The 16,725-nt window shown below is 42.3% G+C and carries 15 protein-coding genes and 1 pseudogene; 12 read left to right on the plus strand and 4 right to left on the minus strand.

Annotation, left to right across the window (positions count from 1 at the left end):
• Nucleotides 1-4: 4 nt before the first annotated feature.
• The 3 genes from QNH10_RS05385 to QNH10_RS05395 all read left to right on the plus strand — a co-directional run bounded on the left by QNH10_RS05385 (nt 5) and on the right by QNH10_RS05395 (nt 1,676).
• On the plus strand, nt 5-358 hold the full coding sequence (locus tag QNH10_RS05385; RefSeq protein ID WP_283733804.1) for a hypothetical protein: 354 nt from the start codon (nt 5-7) through the stop codon (nt 356-358).
• Nucleotides 359-506: 148 nt separating this feature from the next.
• On the plus strand, nt 507-1,367 hold the full coding sequence (yidC, locus tag QNH10_RS05390) for a membrane protein insertase YidC (RefSeq protein WP_283733805.1): 861 nt from the start codon (nt 507-509) through the stop codon (nt 1,365-1,367).
• A 63-nt stretch (nt 1,368-1,430) separates the two neighbouring features.
• Nucleotides 1,431-1,676, plus strand: coding sequence for a hypothetical protein (locus tag QNH10_RS05395; protein ID WP_283733806.1), 246 nt, complete (start codon nt 1,431-1,433; stop codon nt 1,674-1,676).
• A 108-nt stretch (nt 1,677-1,784) separates the two neighbouring features.
• Here QNH10_RS05395 and QNH10_RS05400 read toward each other — a convergent pair whose 3' ends face one another.
• Nucleotides 1,785-2,939: an MFS transporter gene (locus QNH10_RS05400; protein ID WP_283733807.1), complete on the minus strand. Its 1,155-nt coding sequence runs from the start codon at nt 2,937-2,939 to the stop codon at nt 1,785-1,787.
• 149 nt (nt 2,940-3,088) lie between these two features.
• Between QNH10_RS05400 and QNH10_RS05405 the strand changes: the two genes are divergently transcribed.
• Nucleotides 3,089-4,027: a M15 family metallopeptidase gene (locus QNH10_RS05405; protein ID WP_283733808.1), complete on the plus strand. Its 939-nt coding sequence runs from the start codon at nt 3,089-3,091 to the stop codon at nt 4,025-4,027.
• A gap of 56 nt (nt 4,028-4,083) precedes the next feature.
• On the opposite strand, the gene cls is transcribed toward QNH10_RS05405, so the two are convergent.
• Nucleotides 4,084-5,535: a cardiolipin synthase gene (cls, locus tag QNH10_RS05410; protein WP_283733809.1), complete on the minus strand. Its 1,452-nt coding sequence runs from the start codon at nt 5,533-5,535 to the stop codon at nt 4,084-4,086.
• 222 nt (nt 5,536-5,757) lie between these two features.
• On the opposite strand from cls, the gene QNH10_RS05415 reads away from it, so the two are divergent.
• Nucleotides 5,758-7,083: an L-cystine transporter gene (locus QNH10_RS05415; RefSeq protein ID WP_283734572.1), complete on the plus strand. Its 1,326-nt coding sequence runs from the start codon at nt 5,758-5,760 to the stop codon at nt 7,081-7,083.
• A gap of 43 nt (nt 7,084-7,126) precedes the next feature.
• Here QNH10_RS05415 and QNH10_RS05420 read toward each other — a convergent pair whose 3' ends face one another.
• Nucleotides 7,127-8,323, minus strand: a complete 1,197-nt coding sequence (locus QNH10_RS05420) for a helix-turn-helix domain-containing protein (protein WP_283733810.1) — start codon at nt 8,321-8,323, stop codon at nt 7,127-7,129.
• A 355-nt stretch (nt 8,324-8,678) separates the two neighbouring features.
• On the opposite strand from QNH10_RS05420, the gene QNH10_RS20485 reads away from it, so the two are divergent.
• The 7 genes and pseudogenes from QNH10_RS20485 to QNH10_RS05450 all read left to right on the plus strand — a co-directional run bounded on the left by QNH10_RS20485 (nt 8,679) and on the right by QNH10_RS05450 (nt 15,000).
• Entirely contained in the window at nt 8,679-8,837 is a 159-nt protein-coding gene (locus tag QNH10_RS20485; RefSeq protein ID WP_347177998.1) for a hypothetical protein, read from the plus strand.
• Nucleotides 8,838-8,863: 26 nt separating this feature from the next.
• The gene (locus QNH10_RS05425; RefSeq protein ID WP_347178042.1) at nt 8,864-9,979 is read left to right on the plus strand and encodes an MFS transporter; all 1,116 of its coding nucleotides are present in this window, start codon (nt 8,864-8,866) and stop codon (nt 9,977-9,979) included.
• Nucleotides 9,980-9,994: 15 nt separating this feature from the next.
• Complete coding sequence (locus QNH10_RS05430) at nt 9,995-10,342, plus strand: hypothetical protein (RefSeq protein WP_283733811.1); 348 nt, start codon at nt 9,995-9,997, stop codon at nt 10,340-10,342.
• 17 nt (nt 10,343-10,359) lie between these two features.
• Entirely contained in the window at nt 10,360-11,262 is a 903-nt protein-coding gene (locus QNH10_RS05435; RefSeq protein ID WP_283733812.1) for a S41 family peptidase, read from the plus strand.
• Nucleotides 11,263-11,385: 123 nt separating this feature from the next.
• On the plus strand, nt 11,386-12,777 hold the full coding sequence (locus QNH10_RS05440; protein WP_283733813.1) for a TldD/PmbA family protein: 1,392 nt from the start codon (nt 11,386-11,388) through the stop codon (nt 12,775-12,777).
• 4 nt (nt 12,778-12,781) lie between these two features.
• A pseudogene (locus tag QNH10_RS05445) lies at nt 12,782-14,106 on the plus strand (TldD/PmbA family protein).
• A 186-nt stretch (nt 14,107-14,292) separates the two neighbouring features.
• The gene (locus tag QNH10_RS05450) at nt 14,293-15,000 is read left to right on the plus strand and encodes a hypothetical protein (RefSeq protein WP_283733814.1); all 708 of its coding nucleotides are present in this window, start codon (nt 14,293-14,295) and stop codon (nt 14,998-15,000) included.
• A gap of 197 nt (nt 15,001-15,197) precedes the next feature.
• Here QNH10_RS05450 and QNH10_RS05460 read toward each other — a convergent pair whose 3' ends face one another.
• Nucleotides 15,198-16,358 (minus strand): MFS transporter, encoded by a 1,161-nt coding sequence (locus tag QNH10_RS05460; RefSeq protein ID WP_283733815.1) that lies wholly within the window; start codon nt 16,356-16,358, stop codon nt 15,198-15,200.
• Nucleotides 16,359-16,725: the final 367 nt, after the last annotated feature.

The raw sequence follows: 16,725 nt of genomic DNA on the forward strand, positions 1-16,725 counted from the left end.
AGGTATGGCACGTAAACGTGGAAATGGATTACTTCTTGCTACATTAGCTGCAGGGGCATACGCATATTTTAGTAAAAAGGAAAATCGCGATAAGGCAATGGTCGCTGTCAACAATATGAAAACAAAAGTTGATTCCTTCATGACTTCGCAAAAACTGAACCGCTCAGATGATACAAAGGCAGGCCACTCAGATCCGTATGATTTACAGGATAATAAAATGGTGAGTGAAGGCGCACAAACAAGCGTCCATTATTATAATCAAGAAGTCGAAGACAAGACCAAAGGCGAAGACGGCCTTTACCATAAGAAAGAAGTGCCAAGCCAAGCCCCGCAAAACGATAATCAGAAAAGTGAATGATTCAAACGCTTCCCTAACGGAAGCGTTTTATTATGGACCGGAATCCCGATTTTATAGATAAATCCACATAATCGACGAACATTAATTGTAATTGCATAGTGAATTGATGTATACTTTTCAGTAGTTTGAAATAGTGAAGGTGAATCTATTGAAGAAAAAACTTGGCTTATTCACGATATTAATGACCGCCGCAGTTTTTCTGAGCGGTTGTTCGGGAGTTCAGAACAAAGAAGGTACATTCTATAATATTTTCGTAAAACCAATGGAATGGCTACTCCATTATCTTGGAGAGACATTTAACGGAAGTTACGGTTTGGCAATCATTTTGATCACCGTTGCAATCCGTTTGGTCTTGATGCCACTTATGTTGAAAAACTATAAGGCGCAACAAGAAATGAAAGTAAAAATGGATGCCCTGCGCCCAGAAATGGAAGATATCCAAAAACGGATTAAAGCAGCGAAAGAAAAGGAAGACAAAGAAGAACAGATGAAACTCCAACAGGAAATGATGGGCTTGTATTCGAAGCATGGTGTCAATCCTTTGAACATGGGTTGTCTTCCGTTAATCATCCAGATGCCTATTATCATGGGGCTTTACTTTGCAATTCTTTATGCTCCACCGGAAGTAAAAGAGCATCAATTCCTTTGGTTCAAATTAGGTGAACCGGACAAAATCATGATGCTTGTCGCAGGTGCCGTTTACTTTGTCCAAGCACGTGTTTCCCTATGGACAATGCCTGAACAGCAAAAACAACAGATGAAGTTATTCATCTACATGTCACCAATCATGATTATGTTCATCTCCTTCTCGGTTATGGCAGCATTGCCACTCTACTGGGCGGTCGGCGGACTACTGCTTATTTTCCAAACGTATCTTGGACGCAAATTTTACTATAAAGAAGTACAACCAGCGGCTCCAGCTGTAAAAGAAGCCGAAGCGGAAAAGATAGATGAAAAGAAAGTGGAAAAGAATGTAGATATGAAAGTGGATAAAAAAGACGAAAAGTAAGATTGAACAAAGAGATACGATGGGCCGGGGAGCAATCTCTGGCCTTTTTTGGAGGGAAATTATATGAAGCATACAAAAGTATTCGTAATAGGCATCATTTTATTCGCATTAGCGACCCTGATCTTCGTCATTAAAGGCCAGTTAGAGTATGCAGTCCTTATGATGATGGCCCTTTTCACGTTGACAAACGCCTCAAGGTCCAAGGCTTTCAAGGAGCAAGGCCACGAGCGGGAATCCAAATTGATGCGCTATCTATCCATCTTTTTTGCCATTGGGTTCGTCATCGTCTTCTTCCTCATTTTCTTTTGATAAATAAATCTGTTTGATGCCACTTTATTATTTAGGTGAATCCGTTGATTTATCTTCAATTTAAAAAACGCTCCCCGGGAACAGAATCAATCCGGAGAACGTCACTATTTAATAAGCAAACTTTTTTCGTGTCATCAACACAATAATGATTGCTGGCACAGAACAGACGGTCATTCCCAAAAACGCGGTTCCCGGCGAAATTTCATACAGGAAGCCGGCAGGGAACGTCAGAATAGCCGTACTCAAACTCATTGCAAATGCTGCGTAAAACCCTTGCGCTGAAGCAATCTGAGAATGTGGCAGCTTTACAGAAATGTATTGAATGAACGCGTAATGGGCAATTCCAAATGAAGCGGCATGCAACATTTGCGTCCCGATGAACATACTCGCAGTTGGGACAAGGAATACAAGCACCCAACGTACAGTTGACCCGATAGCTGCGATTAGGAACATCGTCGAGATCCTGACTTTTGACAATAAACGATCTGCCTGGGTGAAAAACAAGATTTCGAACAATACGGCGATATTCAAAATGATTCCAATATAAAAACCATTGATATTCAAATCATCAAGGTAAATAAACCCGTAATTATAATAAGAGGCATGGGCCCCTTGCAAAAGTATTGCTAACACCATAACGACAAGGAAGCCCCTTGTTGCGAATAACGTTTTCACCCCTGTTTTTTGAACAGACGATTTTTCCCGATTGGGGATGCTTTGTAAAATACCTGGCGCCGGACGTGAGAAGAAGACAACAGCAATCCCGAGACCAATGATCATGAGATAGAGGATGGCTTGTTCATTCCAAATGGCTGTCGCAGCTCCAACTATAAGAAGTGCAGCCGTATATCCGATTGATCCGAATGAACGACTTTTACCATAATGGACACGTTCCTTTTGCATAAGAACTGATGCACCGCTTTCAACAGCAGGTAGAATGATAGGATATACTGCACTGAAAAGCACAGTTATGATGAATAATACAATGTAAGGCGAATCAGGAATATAAAGGATAGCTAATAAGAGCGATAAAATAGATGTCCATTTAATGACCTGGATATACGAGCTTCTTGCCGTCAAATACGGGAACACAAGAAAGTTCGAGAATGAACGTGCAATCATTCCGACGCCCATTATAATACTTGCTGCAGGGACAGAGAGACCTTTTTCAATCGTCAACCAACCGGTCCAATAGGGAAGAAAAATGCCCCAAGTAAAGAAAAACGTCAAAAAACTAATAGAGAGCCATCTTTGATTATTCATGTCGGATCCTCACAATCATTCATTTACACATTTGAAAATAAATGATAGCATACACAGACTAGAAATAACATACTGATAGTCTTTGTAATACGATTCATTTTATAATAAAACGTTAAGAGATACCTATAGTAGAAGGAAGGCCAACTAAGATGAACCGGAAGCGTAGAAGCACGTACTCGAAAAAATCCAACAAAGCATTGACGATTACACTACTTTTAGTCGGCGCATTACTTACCGCAATCGTAGTGTGGATCGGCTTTAATGATTGGGATGTAAATAAAAGTTTAAACCAGATAGGCATTGAAGGGCCTAAAGAACAACCATTGATCGTCCAAGAACCGGAGGAGCCGGAGACAGATGACGATACTGACATAGTAGAACTGCCGCCAGTCACAGAAGAGCCGGTTGATGAAGAACCTGAGACTGAAGTGAAGGAAGAGCCGAAAGAAATTGAAAAAGACGTTCCGAAAACGACTACACCAAAAGATAAGGACAAATCAGAAGGGACAACCCCTCCTGTAAGCCTAAACAAAAGCGGATATATTGAAGGTCAAAAACTTCCTGATGAACCGACGTATGTGAATGGTATTTTGATAGCTAATAAAAAATACCCATTACCAAAAACGTTTGCCCCGAAGGAAAGCGTAGAGGCGAGAGAGGCATTCGAAGAAATGGTAGCGGAAGCAAAGCTGTCTGGCATCAATCTAACAGCTTTCAGTACATATCGTTCGTATGAATACCAAGTTTCGCTTTACGACCGTTACGTGCAGAAAGACGGCGTGGAGAAGGCTGATCGGTATAGTGCAAGACCTGGTTATTCCGAACATCAAACTGGCCTTGCCTTTGATATCGGTGAAGTGAACTATGAAAAACATTGGGCCTCTACCTCTTTTGGGGAAACTGAGGCGGGGAAATGGGTGGCGGCGAACGCTTACCGCTATGGCTTCATCCTGCGCTATCCGAAAGGCAAGGAAGAAATTACAGGCTATATGCAGGAACCCTGGCACTTCCGTTACGTTGGTAAAGAGGTAGCTGAAGAAATCTTTAAACGTAATGTAACTCTTGAAGAATACCTCGGACTAAATTGAAGAAGCATCCACCTTATTCGAAACACTTCGGCAGGTGGATGCTTTTCTGTTAGTTCTTATAGTATAGGTGACAGCAATCTTGAAACCGATTCTTTGATTTTAATCCAACGGGTCCGGTTTGCGTACATTTCATAAGTTAGTTCAGTAGAAAGCTGCATATCTTGTTCGAATAGCTCGGCGAGTTCATGTGATTTTTCTCGATCATAGATGAAAGCATTGATCTCAAAATTGAGTTTGAAGCTCCGTACATCGATATTTGCCGTTCCGACAGTTGAAAGTTCATCATCCACAACGATTTGCTTTGCATGCATAAATCCATTTTCATAAATATATACCTTTGCGCCGGCCTTCAATAGCTTCCCGACATTTGAATACGTTGCCCAATACACAAACATATGGTCCGGTTTATTCGGAATCATGATTCGAACATCCACGCCTGATAGACAGGCAATTCGTATCGCATCGAGAAAACTAATATCTGGAATGAAGTACGGTGTTTGGATATAAATATATTCCTTCGCTAAGAAGATCATCTTCAAATAGCCATCTTTAATTTGTTCCCATTCGGCGTCAGGACCACTCGATACAATTTGCAAACCGACAGAACCTTTTCGAGGAATTGCGGGGAAGTACCGTTCTGCATATACGATATCATCTCGATCCGAAGCTTGGTTCCAGTCAAGGATGAAACGTGTTTGTAGTGGATGAAGTGCACTTCCTTCAATTCGAAGATGGGTATCGCGCCAATAACCGAACTTCTTATCATGCCCAAGGTATTCATCACCTACGTTGAAGCCGCCGATATAGCCGATTCTTCCATCGACGATGACTATTTTCCGGTGATTCCGGTAGTTAAGTCGCGGGTTGATGAGTGGTAGTACGGCAGGGAAAAACGCTGCTACTTCACCACCGCAATCGATCAGCTCTTTTAAATGTCTAATTCGCAAGCCCCGTGAGCCGATATCGTCGAAAAGGACACGAACTTTGACCCCTTGTTTAGCCTTTTTGATCAGCACATCCAAAATACGATTCCCTAAGGCGTCCAGCCGCAAAATATAATATTGGAAATGGATATGGTCTTTTGCATTTTCAAGATCATGCAGCAACGCGTCAAACTTTGCCACACCATCATTAAACACTTGCACGTCATTGTCTTGTGTAAGTACTGCATGGTTATTGCGAAGATGTAGGTTAATCATATCTTGGTAATGGGCGGTATCGTCCAATCTGAAATCGAATGTTCCCTTTTCGATTGCTTCAATCTGGTAATCGATCAATGTTTCGATACCAATGCGATTTTTACCTTCCCATCTGAATAAATGCCTTTTCCCTAACTTCCTTCCAAATAATAGATAAATGAAGAAGCCGAAAAAAGGAACGAAAAATAGGACAAGTAACCATGCCCATGTTGCAGTGGGATCTCTTCTTTCGAGGAAAATGAGCGCAATCGCTAGAAATATGTTCAATGTAAATATGGCTGTTACCGTAATTGAAATTAAACCCGCCATATACGCCCTCCTTAGTCATTCTTCCTATCAGTATACAGAAAACAACCCCAAAATGAATAGAATACTTCTTTTTAGATAAAACCTACTTGACTGATATGGATTAGGGATTTATAGTCTTTGTAGTAAGTTATACTATTCCGAGGGGGATAATTTGAGTTGGATACATTTCTATTGTTAATCAATATCGTTAGCTTTTTGCTACTGATTGGGCTTCTATATACTATGCACCGAAAAAAGGTTTCGTTTTCAAAAAGAGTATTTACGGGTCTCGGGCTCGGAATACTATTAGGGTTCATATTGAATATTGCGTATGGAGCCGATTCGGAGATTCTTTCTGAATCAGTAAGTTGGTTTAATATCGTTGGTACTGGCTATGTGAAACTTCTTCAAATGATTGTCGTGCCACTCGTTTTCATATCTATTCTTGGTGCCTTTACAAAGGTAACGATTGGTAAGAACTTCGGAAAGATGGCAGGAATGATTTTGGGGATTCTTGTAGGAACGACTGCAATTGCAGCCGTAGTCGGAATCTCTGCTTCATTATTATTCGGTTTGGATGCATCTGAAATTGTCCAAGGAGAAGCAGAAACTGCTAGAGGTCTCTCTATAGAAGAGCGTTCCGCTGGAATGGGAGATAAGGCATTGCCGAATCAAATTCTTGATCTTCTACCAGCAAATCCATTCCTTGACTTCACTGGTGCTCGTCCGACTTCTACTATCGGTGTCGTTATCTTCGCGGCGTTCTTAGGATTTGCATATTTGGCACTTGTTAGACGTGATGAAGAAAATGCGAACTTGGTGAAAAAAGGAATTGACGCTCTATATTCCTTAATTATGGGTGTCGTTAGAATCGTTTTACGTTTGACGCCCTATGGGATTTTGGCAATCATCGCAAGGACTGTCGCAACCTCAGATTTCGCAGCCATATTTAGTCTAGGGAAATTTGTTCTTGCTTCCTATGTTGCGCTGATTATTATGTTCATCATCCATTTAGTGATCGTCGCTATTTCTGGACTCAATCCGATTACGTATGTGAAGAAGACTTCGGAAGCATTGCTATTTGCTTTCTCGTCAAGATCCAGTGCAGGTGCATTACCACTTAACATCAAAACGCAAACCGATCGTCTCGGTGTTCCAGATGGTGTTGCAAACTTCGCGGGCTCATTTGGTCTATCAATCGGACAGAATGGTTGTGCGGGTGTTTACCCTGCGATGCTTGCAATTATGATTGCACCGACGGTTGGGCAAAATCCGCTGGAACCAACTTTCCTTATCACGTTGATTGTCGTTGTTGCGATCAGCTCGTTCGGGGTAGCAGGAGTCGGCGGTGGGGCAACATTCGCTGCGATTCTCGTCCTATCCGCATTGAATCTTCCAATTGCTCTGGCAGGTCTATTGATTTCCGTTGAACCGCTCATCGATATGGGCCGAACTGCACTGAACGTTAGTGGTTCAATGACCGCAGGTGTAGCAACTGCGAGGGCGAATGGAGAATTGGATAAAGATATTTATAACGGTTCAATTGAACATCAATCGATTGAAGCATAATAATAAACGCCGCAAAAGCTTTTACGCTTTTGCGGCGTTTTATTTATTTCCGGATCGACTCATACGTTTTCATAATGAAATCCTTATAAGGCGTGCGCGGCATGCTGGATATATTGTCCACCGCAATCTCAATCGACCGGTGAGCCTCCGCTTTATCCCCTAACTCCAAATAACATAGGGCAGCATAGGCATCTTTTTCGTAGAAGATGGATAGATCGAATGGATGGTGGATGTAATCCGCTATTACAATTTTCCCGAAGCAGGATAGGGCCTCTTCGAATTTGCCAAGGCCATAAAGCACCTTGCCTTTTTCCATGTATGAATATGGGGTATGCCAATTTGAAAGATTATGTTCTTCATAATGGGCATCGATTAGCTCCATTGCCGCCTTATACTCTTTTTTATATGATGTTAAGTAATGAACCTTTGCGAAAATCGTAAAAAACATCACTTCTTTATCATCAGCAAACTCACCATATAGCAAAAGTTTACGTTCATAATATTCCATTGACTCGAGATCCTCGTTCATCATTGCATGGAATGTCGCTAATCTGTACAAATGATCGATGCGATAGAAAACCTGATTCTCCTTCGAAAATTCAATCCCTGCATTCATAACGCGGATCGCCTCATCAGCATCACCTACTGCATAGTGGAGCACCGCCTCCAAATAGTCGAAGTCAAGTCGGGTGAGGGAGTCGATGAACACGCTTCGCTCTTCTATTTCGGATCTCTCCTTCAATAAGATATCAAGCGCGCTTTCGTAATCATGCTCCGTGAATTTTACCATCGATCGGAACATACCAACCGCTGCAAGACGACGAATAATATTCATTTGGTCATATATAGCCCCAGCCTTATTTAAAAGTTCCTGCCAGCCATCCTTCTTCTCATAATAAAGGGCGCGGCTATAAATCTCCAAAAGCCTGGCCGCCTCATATCCCTGCGACAATTTCTCCACATAAGGCTCCACTAATTCAAGAATCTGCTTATATTCATCCTTCAGTTCGTCAACTTCAACAGTGAATAGCTTCTCCACAGTTTTCAACAAATCCCGCAATTCCTGAGGGTTCACTTCCTCCAATAGTTTGGACACTTCAATACCAAGACGCTCCGCGATATAAGAAAGGCTCTCCATCGATGGATTCGCTTTATTGTTTTCGATTAAACTGAGCATCCCTTTTGTAAGCTGCTCTCCCGCCAATGCTTCCAATGTAAGTTTTCGCTGTTTACGCAGCACCCTGATCCGTTCGCCTAATGTTTGCAGGGGAACACCTCCGATTATGTTATCTAAACGAGAACTCTTTGTGAGTAAATGAGAACTTCCCTTTGATAAAGGAGAATTCTTGCAAGTTAATGAGAACTTGCTGGTGATAAACGAGAACTCTATGCCTTTTAATGAGAACTTTCCAGTAATCAACGAGAACTTCTGAATCATTGCAATGATTCAATTGTCCCCGTTTCATTTCACGCACAGCGTTCATACAATAAATCATTGCCTTTGTTTAATTATATTAAACTTTCTGTTGTAATGGAAGAGGGGGCGTGGTATTATTTGTTTAATCTTATTAAATTGACTGAATGGAGTGACACTTTTGAGCGAAGTTTTAAAATTGAAAAGGGCGACGTATCATCTTTGGACGTTTACAATTAGCAAACTCATTTCATCATTTGGCGCGCAAGTATATGCATTTGCTGTTAGTTTTTACATTTTACAATTGACGGGTCTGCGACAAGCTTTGCAACAAACTTGATTTGCAGCATTTTGCCCCGAACACTTATGGCACCTTTTGCCGGTTATGTTGCGGATAGGTACTCGAGGAAAACGATTGTCATTACAGCGCAGATAGCCACCACGTTGGCAATCGGAGGTCTTCTTGCTGTGAGCTTGACATCAGGCATCTCTTTACTGGCAATTTATACAACGACTGTCATATTGTCTCTTACGTCCACATTTTCGGGAGTAACTTTCAGCTCTTCCATAACAGGTCTTGTCGATGAAGCAAGGATCCAAAGAGCGATGTCGCTCAATCAAATGTCGATTTCATTCGCGGCAATTGCCAGCCCAGCGGTAGGTGGACTGCTCTACGGCTACGTTACGTTGCCCGTCTTCCTCATCATGTACATGACGGCTTCCGCAATTGCAGTCATCCTTGAGTCGACGATGAATTTTAAGCTGTTTGCAAAACGGAAAAAAGTGGTGGAAGGTGAGAAGAAGGAATCAATGCTTCAAAGTATGAAGGCGGGCCTTTCCTATTTGAAGTTGCAGCCAATTGTAATGGCGATCATCTGGGTCTCACTTGTCATCAATTTTCTTTTTGGAGCTTTCTTGGTCGGCTATTCATTCATCTTGATTGAAAAAATGAAAATGGCCCCACAGCATTTCGGATTCACCGAGGGGGCATTCGCAGTCGGAATGTTGTTGATGTCCATTTATTTATCGGTGAAAAAAGAAGTGAAATACCCAATGTTAGTAGCAAAGAGGGGAGTTCTGGTGATGGGGTTGATCATGGCTGGAATTGGCTTACCTCTATTTTTTGAATTGCCCTACACTGTGATGTTCGCCTATTACGCAACGCTGATGTTCACCTTTGGGGTCACGCAAATTATCGTAAATACGCCAATGATGGTTATGATGCAAAAGATGATCGATGATGATTTCAAAGGACGGGTATTTTCGATTCTTGAAACGATGGCGATGGCATTAATGCCTCTTGGTATGGTAATTTACGGGTTCCTCTACGACATTTTACCTGCGCAATGGATCCTGCTTGTATCAAGTCTTTTGTTAATCGGCACTGTCTTTATCATGATCAGACCTTCTGCCATGCGGATGGCGCATCCGGAGCTGGATAAAACAAAAAACGTAAAATCTGAAATCGTGCAAGAACAGTAGAATGGGGCTTAGGGAATGGAAACGATCTTTAAAGAAATTATTCAAATCATGCACAACGACTACGCTGGTTGCAATGATAAGCGAGGATGTGACAGACCTGAGCATTTCCTTAAGATGATTAAGGGGGATGCACAGCTGTCGAAGAAGGAATTCAAGGAAATTGTTGAAGAGTACCTGTTAGACTTCAACGATCAACATATCCATTTCATTATGGAAAATGCGGAAGATGAAAAACCAAAAAGTCGTGGTTTCAAAGTACGCCGCTACGGAGATCGATTGTACGTTACGGAAGTCGATTCGGAGGACCGGCTTCAACCTAAAATGAGTTTCGTTTCGATTGGGGATATAGCATTCCGGAATTGAAGGATCGTCATCACCGGTTGTTGAACGAAAATCATGCTGAACGAGAAAATTGGGCTCCGATCCTCATGCTTTATAGCGAGGGCGAAATTGCAGATGAAAATGAAAGTTGGACTTTACAATTCAACCAGTATGAGAAGAAGCCTTATGTGCCGACCTATTCGGTGGAAGAAAGAGATGGGGTCGCTTTTATTACGATGACCGACTTTGCAAATCCGGATGCCATCGTGAAACTGGTCGAGGAGAATAAGCAGCTCCTTGATATGACGGATAAGTGGATTATTGACGTTCGTGTAAATTATGGTGGTAGCGATTCAAGCTTCCATCCGTTTATTCCATACTTAGTCCCTGAAGAGGGCATCGAGCTCGCGGATCCGGAGAACACAATGCTGTTCAATTGCACGGAAGCGAGTGCAAGTCGAATCCTATCTGAACTGGATGAGGTGCTTGCGAGTACGAAAGGTGAGCAAGGTCAGTGGTTCTTGAATGTCTTCAAGCGGGAATGGGAGAGGAATCGTGGGAAGGGTTTCGTCGAATTCGACTTTGGTGATATTGTAGGCGATACGTTCGTAAAAGGGTCCAAACATCCTTCTTCAGTCATCGTGTTGGCAGATGTCTTCTGTGGCAGTTCAGGTGATTCATTTGTAGAAGGCGTAAAGAAGTCGAGTAAAGTGACCGTCATCGGCAGAGCGACAATGGGGCTGAATGATTACGCGAACTTGGTGACCGCGAGATGGAACGAAGGGTTTGAGCTGATGTATCCGTCGTCGCGCCTTTCCCGAATTGATAAAAGGCAGGGCATGACGGGTGTTGGCATAGCGCCGCATGTCTATATTCCGTGGACACCGGAGCATATTGTTGAGGATATTGATGTAAAAAAGGCTTTTGAGCTTTTAACGAGAAACCGTATCATGGCGAATTAAGGGATATTATAGTGGCCTATTCGTAATGATTAGGCCCTGAATATTTAAAAATGAAACTATTTTCATAACTATTCGTATATCTATATGCATCGTTATTAGAAAAATAGGAACTGGGGGAAAATTATGCTGAACAAAGCGCTTATTGAAGATGTGTTGCAAGCTGCACTTGAAACGGGCGGCGATTTTTCGGAAGTTTTTGTTGAGGATCGGTATACGAATCATATGGTCCTTCAAAATTCTCGTCTGGAGAAAAATTTGTCCGGGCGGGATTTTGGTGTGGGAATCAGGGTGTTCCTTGGGTTACAAAGCGTCTATGCTTACACGAATGACTTCTCAAGAGAGGGACTTTTGAAAGCTGCTCGTACGGCTGCGAAAGCCATTCAAGGGAAGAAGGATGGGAAAACAAGCATTATCCCGCTTTTGAAAGAATCGGTTACAACGCTTCACCCGATAAAAATCATGCCAAATGAAGCAGATAAAATCCGTAAGCTTTCCGTGATGCGGAATGCGAATGAAATCATTAGAAACTACGATTCGGAAATTGTGCAAGCAATCATTAACTTGATTGACGAGGAGCAAAATGTGCTTATTGCCAACTCAGAAGGGAAATTTGTTGAGGATCAGCGGGTAAGAAGCCGGATGTCTATGGTATCCGTCGCTTCAGATGGGACGGATATGCAGACCGGTTTTTATGGCCCTGGCGCATACCAAGGCTTCGAGTTTATCGAAAACCTAGACCTCAATCATTATGCGAAGGAATCTGCTCGGATTGCTAAAACGATGCTACATGCGGATCCGGCACCAAGCGGGAAATTCCCTGTCATTATCGACAATGAATTTGGCGGCGTGATTTTCCATGAAGCATGCGGCCACAGCCTTGAAGCGACTTCAGTAGCAAAAAACGCTTCTGTTTTTGCGAATAAATTAGGACAAAAAGTAGCGTCAGATCTTGTTACATATATTGACGACGGGACACTTGAAAACGAATGGGGCTCACTCAATATTGACGATGAAGGTGAAAAGTCCCGAAAAAATGTACTCATTGAAGACGGTATTCTAAAAGGTTACATGATTGATAAATTAAACGGAAGACGGATGGGAATGGAGTCCACAGGCTCAAGCCGGAGACAATCGTACAGATTTGCACCAACATCACGGATGACTAATACGTATATTGCTCCAGGAAAATCCACGCCTGAAGAAATCATAGCGGACACAGAATACGGCATTTACGCGAAATACATGGGCGGCGGTTCGGTCAATCCTGGAACAGGAGATTTCAACTTTGCAGTCAATGAGGCGTACTTGGTCAAAAACGGAAAAATTGAGAAGCCCATTCGAGGGGCGACTTTGATCGGGAACGGAGCAAAAACGATCCTGAATATCGACCGTGTCGGAAATAATTTAGGCCATGGTGCAGGAATGTGCGGTTCATCAAGTGGTAGTTTACCAGTGAATGTCGGGCAACCGATGGTACGTGTCAGTGAAATCACGGTCGGCGGAAAGGAGGCATAATAAAATGAGCATTGAACAATTGAAAGAACGACTGTTTGCGGAGGGCCAAAATATAGGTTTTACCGATCTTGAACTCTACTATGAGAAAAGAGAGAGTCTTTCGATCGGGTTGTATGAAGGGGAAGTGGATAAATACGACTTTTCCGATGTTCAAGGTGCATCTGTAAGGGGATTGTATAATGGGAAAACGGGTTACGCCTATACGGAAAAGTTTGATGAGGAATCTGTCTCATTCCTACTGAAAAATGCAGCGGAGAATGCAGAACTGATCGAAAATGAACCGGAAGAGTTATTCACAGAAGAAGCGGAGTATGCGGAAACTCAGTTCTACAGTCCGGAATTAGATGCAGTAAAGCCGGAAGATATGATTGGATTCTTACAAGAAGTGGAGAAGAAAATCCTATCGTATGACCACCGTGTAACAAAGGTCACTTCATCCCAAATGCGATACCAGAGATCGGAAAAAGGTCTCTACCATGATAAAGGGCTTGAGTTAAGAGAAGCGAATAACTCTTTATTCTTTTACGTCTCGATTTTCGTCGAGGAAAATGGTGAATTAAAATCCGGATCAGTTTTTAGGATCACAAAAGATTTTAATGAGCTTGATGCAGATGCGATTGTTAAAGAGGTAGTTGAACAAGGCTTAAGCATGTTGGGAGAAAGAAATTATCCGAATAAAAAATACCCGGTTGTATTGAAAAATAAAGCAGCAGCTTCCCTGTTGGCTACGTTCACATCCTCTTTCTCGGCCCAAGCCGTACAGGATAACAGATCCCGACTAAAAGGAAAGTTAGGCGAGAAGATTGCGGCAGATCATGTGAATCTGATTGACAACCCGTTTCTTCCTGAGGGAATCCAAAGTTCGACATTCGATTCGGAAGGGGTACCGACGCGAAAGCTTAGCATTGTTGAGGAAGGAAACTTACAAACCTACTTCCATAACTTGAAAACTGCTAAAAAGGATGGCGTGGAGACTACAGGCCATGCGCATCGCAGTTCTTATAAGGGATCCGTCGAAGTAAGCCCATCCAATTTCTATATTGAACCTGCACCTCAAACCTATGAGCAACTTTACGGGGAGTTTGACGAAGGCATCATCATTACCGGTTTAGCTGGTCTGCATTCTGGAGCGCATCCGATTTCGGCGACTTTTCATTGGCGGCTGACGGCTATTACGTAAAGGATGGCAAGATTGTCGGCCCGACGAAGCAGATGACGGTAGCCGGGAACTTCTTTGAAGTCCTCCAAGACATTGAGGAAATCGGTAGTCCTGATCTTCTCACCAATGGGCTCCAGCGGATATATCGGTTCACCATCATTGAAGATTAAGAGCTTGGCGGTTACGGTTGATTAATTGATACTGTAGATATCCTTACCAAAAAACGTAGCGGGGGAATCGGTGGCTTGCTTATTGTCACCGGTAACCCCGTTTCTTTTAAATCATTTTGCACTGTTGGGTTGAAATGTAACGAAATGCCATGAATTTTCGTCTTATTGTTAAAGGGGAAGATTTCATTGAAGAAAATGAGTATGATCATTCTGGTTTTTAGTTTACTGTTACTAACAGGCTGTCGGTCATTACCATTCGGGGGGCAAAGTAGAATTGAATGGGTTGATTTTATTAAGTTGAATGGAAAAGAATACAATGGAATCTATTCTGGGGTTTTGGCTGACGAAGATTATGTAGGAGAACAGATTGGCACGGTTAAATTTAAAGTAGTGGGTAATGTAACGAACCCAAACTATAAAATCAAAAACGGGGATGCGGCTTTCCATGATAAAGGGACCGTGATTTTAAAGATTAAGAATCACTCAGATCTAATAGCTGTGAAGGACACTCACACTATAAATGGCTATAAAGTATATTATTCACGTGAAGATACTGACTACAAATGGCATTTTAAAGATATGCCTATTGAAAAAGTCGACAGAATTGAGATATACCATTCGCATCTACCGGAAGGGGATAAACTTATTTCTGAATTGACGATGGACGACGAAATTAATAGCTTCCTTCAATTATTAGTAAATAGTGAAGAAAATCCAAATTTCCAACGGAACCTAAAAACAGGGGATCCCACATTTTATAAAATGATTTTTTACACAGAAGCACCTATTGCCTATCAATATTATATGCAGTTCGATGGAGACACCTATTTCTGGCATCCATGGGACACTTCAATCATTTCTGATGAAATGAAATTATTTATTATTGGAAATTAAACCTTTATCAATTTATATAAGGACAATGGCAAATACTTTATTGCGGACCGAAGTCAATGGTTGGTGATATTTCTGACTATCTCCGGAACAATAATATTCCGAAGCGCGCTATTAAGAAGGATGCGTTTTTGGGGTATTTGTAATTATAGTTTAAGAAAAGGCATAACATTGTTTGTTCAATGTTATGCCTTTTCTATTTACACTGACCGCAATGTTTTCGAAGACTTTCTATACATGAAAATGAAGACGATGGAAATAATGGCGAGAGCTGCAGAAATGTAATAGATTTCGCCTGTCATTCTTGTGAATAGCCATGTGAATAAAAGTGGCCCGATGATGCGTCCCATATTGTCCATGGAATACGTCATACCAGCGGCTGTACCGTATTTCCCACCCGATTCCTTAGATGTCAGTGAAACAAGTATTGTCCGTGATAGAGCGTTTCCTGCAGTGAAAACGGCTAATGCGACACCTGCCCAAAATAGGCTACCTGTGAAAGGTATTAATATCAGTCCTGCCGCAGTGACAATCTGGCCACTTAGTATCCATTTGGTTTCCGAACCGTTCTTAACGCGGCGCACAACGCCACCTTGAATGGCCGCGTCGACAAATCCACTCGCCATGAATAGATACCCGACTTGCTTTGGTGTAATTTCGATAGCTGAAATCTGGAACAATTGGAATGTGGACTCAATCCCCGCTAAGATCAATGTCACCATAAAGGAGACTAAAAACAAGTTTCGTATCCGATATTGCCAAAGTGTTGCTCCGCCTTTCGGTAGCCATGTTCGTTTGTTGGCCTCGCCAAGACGTTCAGGCTCTTTCAGGATGGCAACCGTGTAAATAACCAATAGAAGCGTCAATATGCCTGAAGCAAGAAAAGGCAATTGCATGTTAGAGTGACCTAACACACCACCGATTGCTGGTCCGAAAATGAATCCAAGTCCGATAGACATGCCAAGCAGGCCCATGTACTTATTCCGATTTTCCTCTGTCGTCATATCCCCGACAAATCCTGTAACAGCCGTATATAGCGCACCGGAGAAGATACCCCCAACTACCCGTGAAAGGTACAGCATTGTAAGGTTTTCAATGAAGAAGGCGAATAGGAAAAAACTAAGACTGAAACCGATAAGACCTACGATAATTAGTTTCTTACGGCCTGTCCGATCGGAAAATGAACCCCAAAACGGTGCTGTAAAGAATGAAGCGAGCGAATAAACAGTGAGCAATCCACCCACATGAATTTCGGAAAGATTTTGTTGCACAATCACTTCCGGCAAGATTGGTATAATAATGCCAAATCCAAGATAAACGAAAAATTGGACGGACATCAATAGAAGAATCGATTTTTTCATATGACAACCCGCTTTCTGTAACTATCAATACTGCTATTTTACTCATTTATCTTGCCAGGTTCAAAGAGATATGTGTTGGGAAACGACATCCATTGAACAAAGGTTGTCCAAACTTGTCCATATTCTTACGTAGCATGTTGGAAAACCCATCCTTTTTTGTGCGGGAAATAGAGAGTCGGTGATAAAGTGATGAGAGTCGGTGATAAACTCTTGAGAGTCGGTGATAAATTGCCGAGAGTCGGTGATAACCTCCCGAGAGTCGGTGATAACCTCCCGAGAGTCGGTGATAACCTCCCGAGAGTCGGTTATAAACCCACGAGTCGGTGATAACCCCCTGAGAGTCGGTGATAACAACCAAAAACCCCCT

This window comes from Sporosarcina thermotolerans (assembly GCF_030067815.1).
Classification (GTDB): Bacteria; Bacillota; Bacilli; order Bacillales_A; family Planococcaceae; genus Sporosarcina; species Sporosarcina thermotolerans.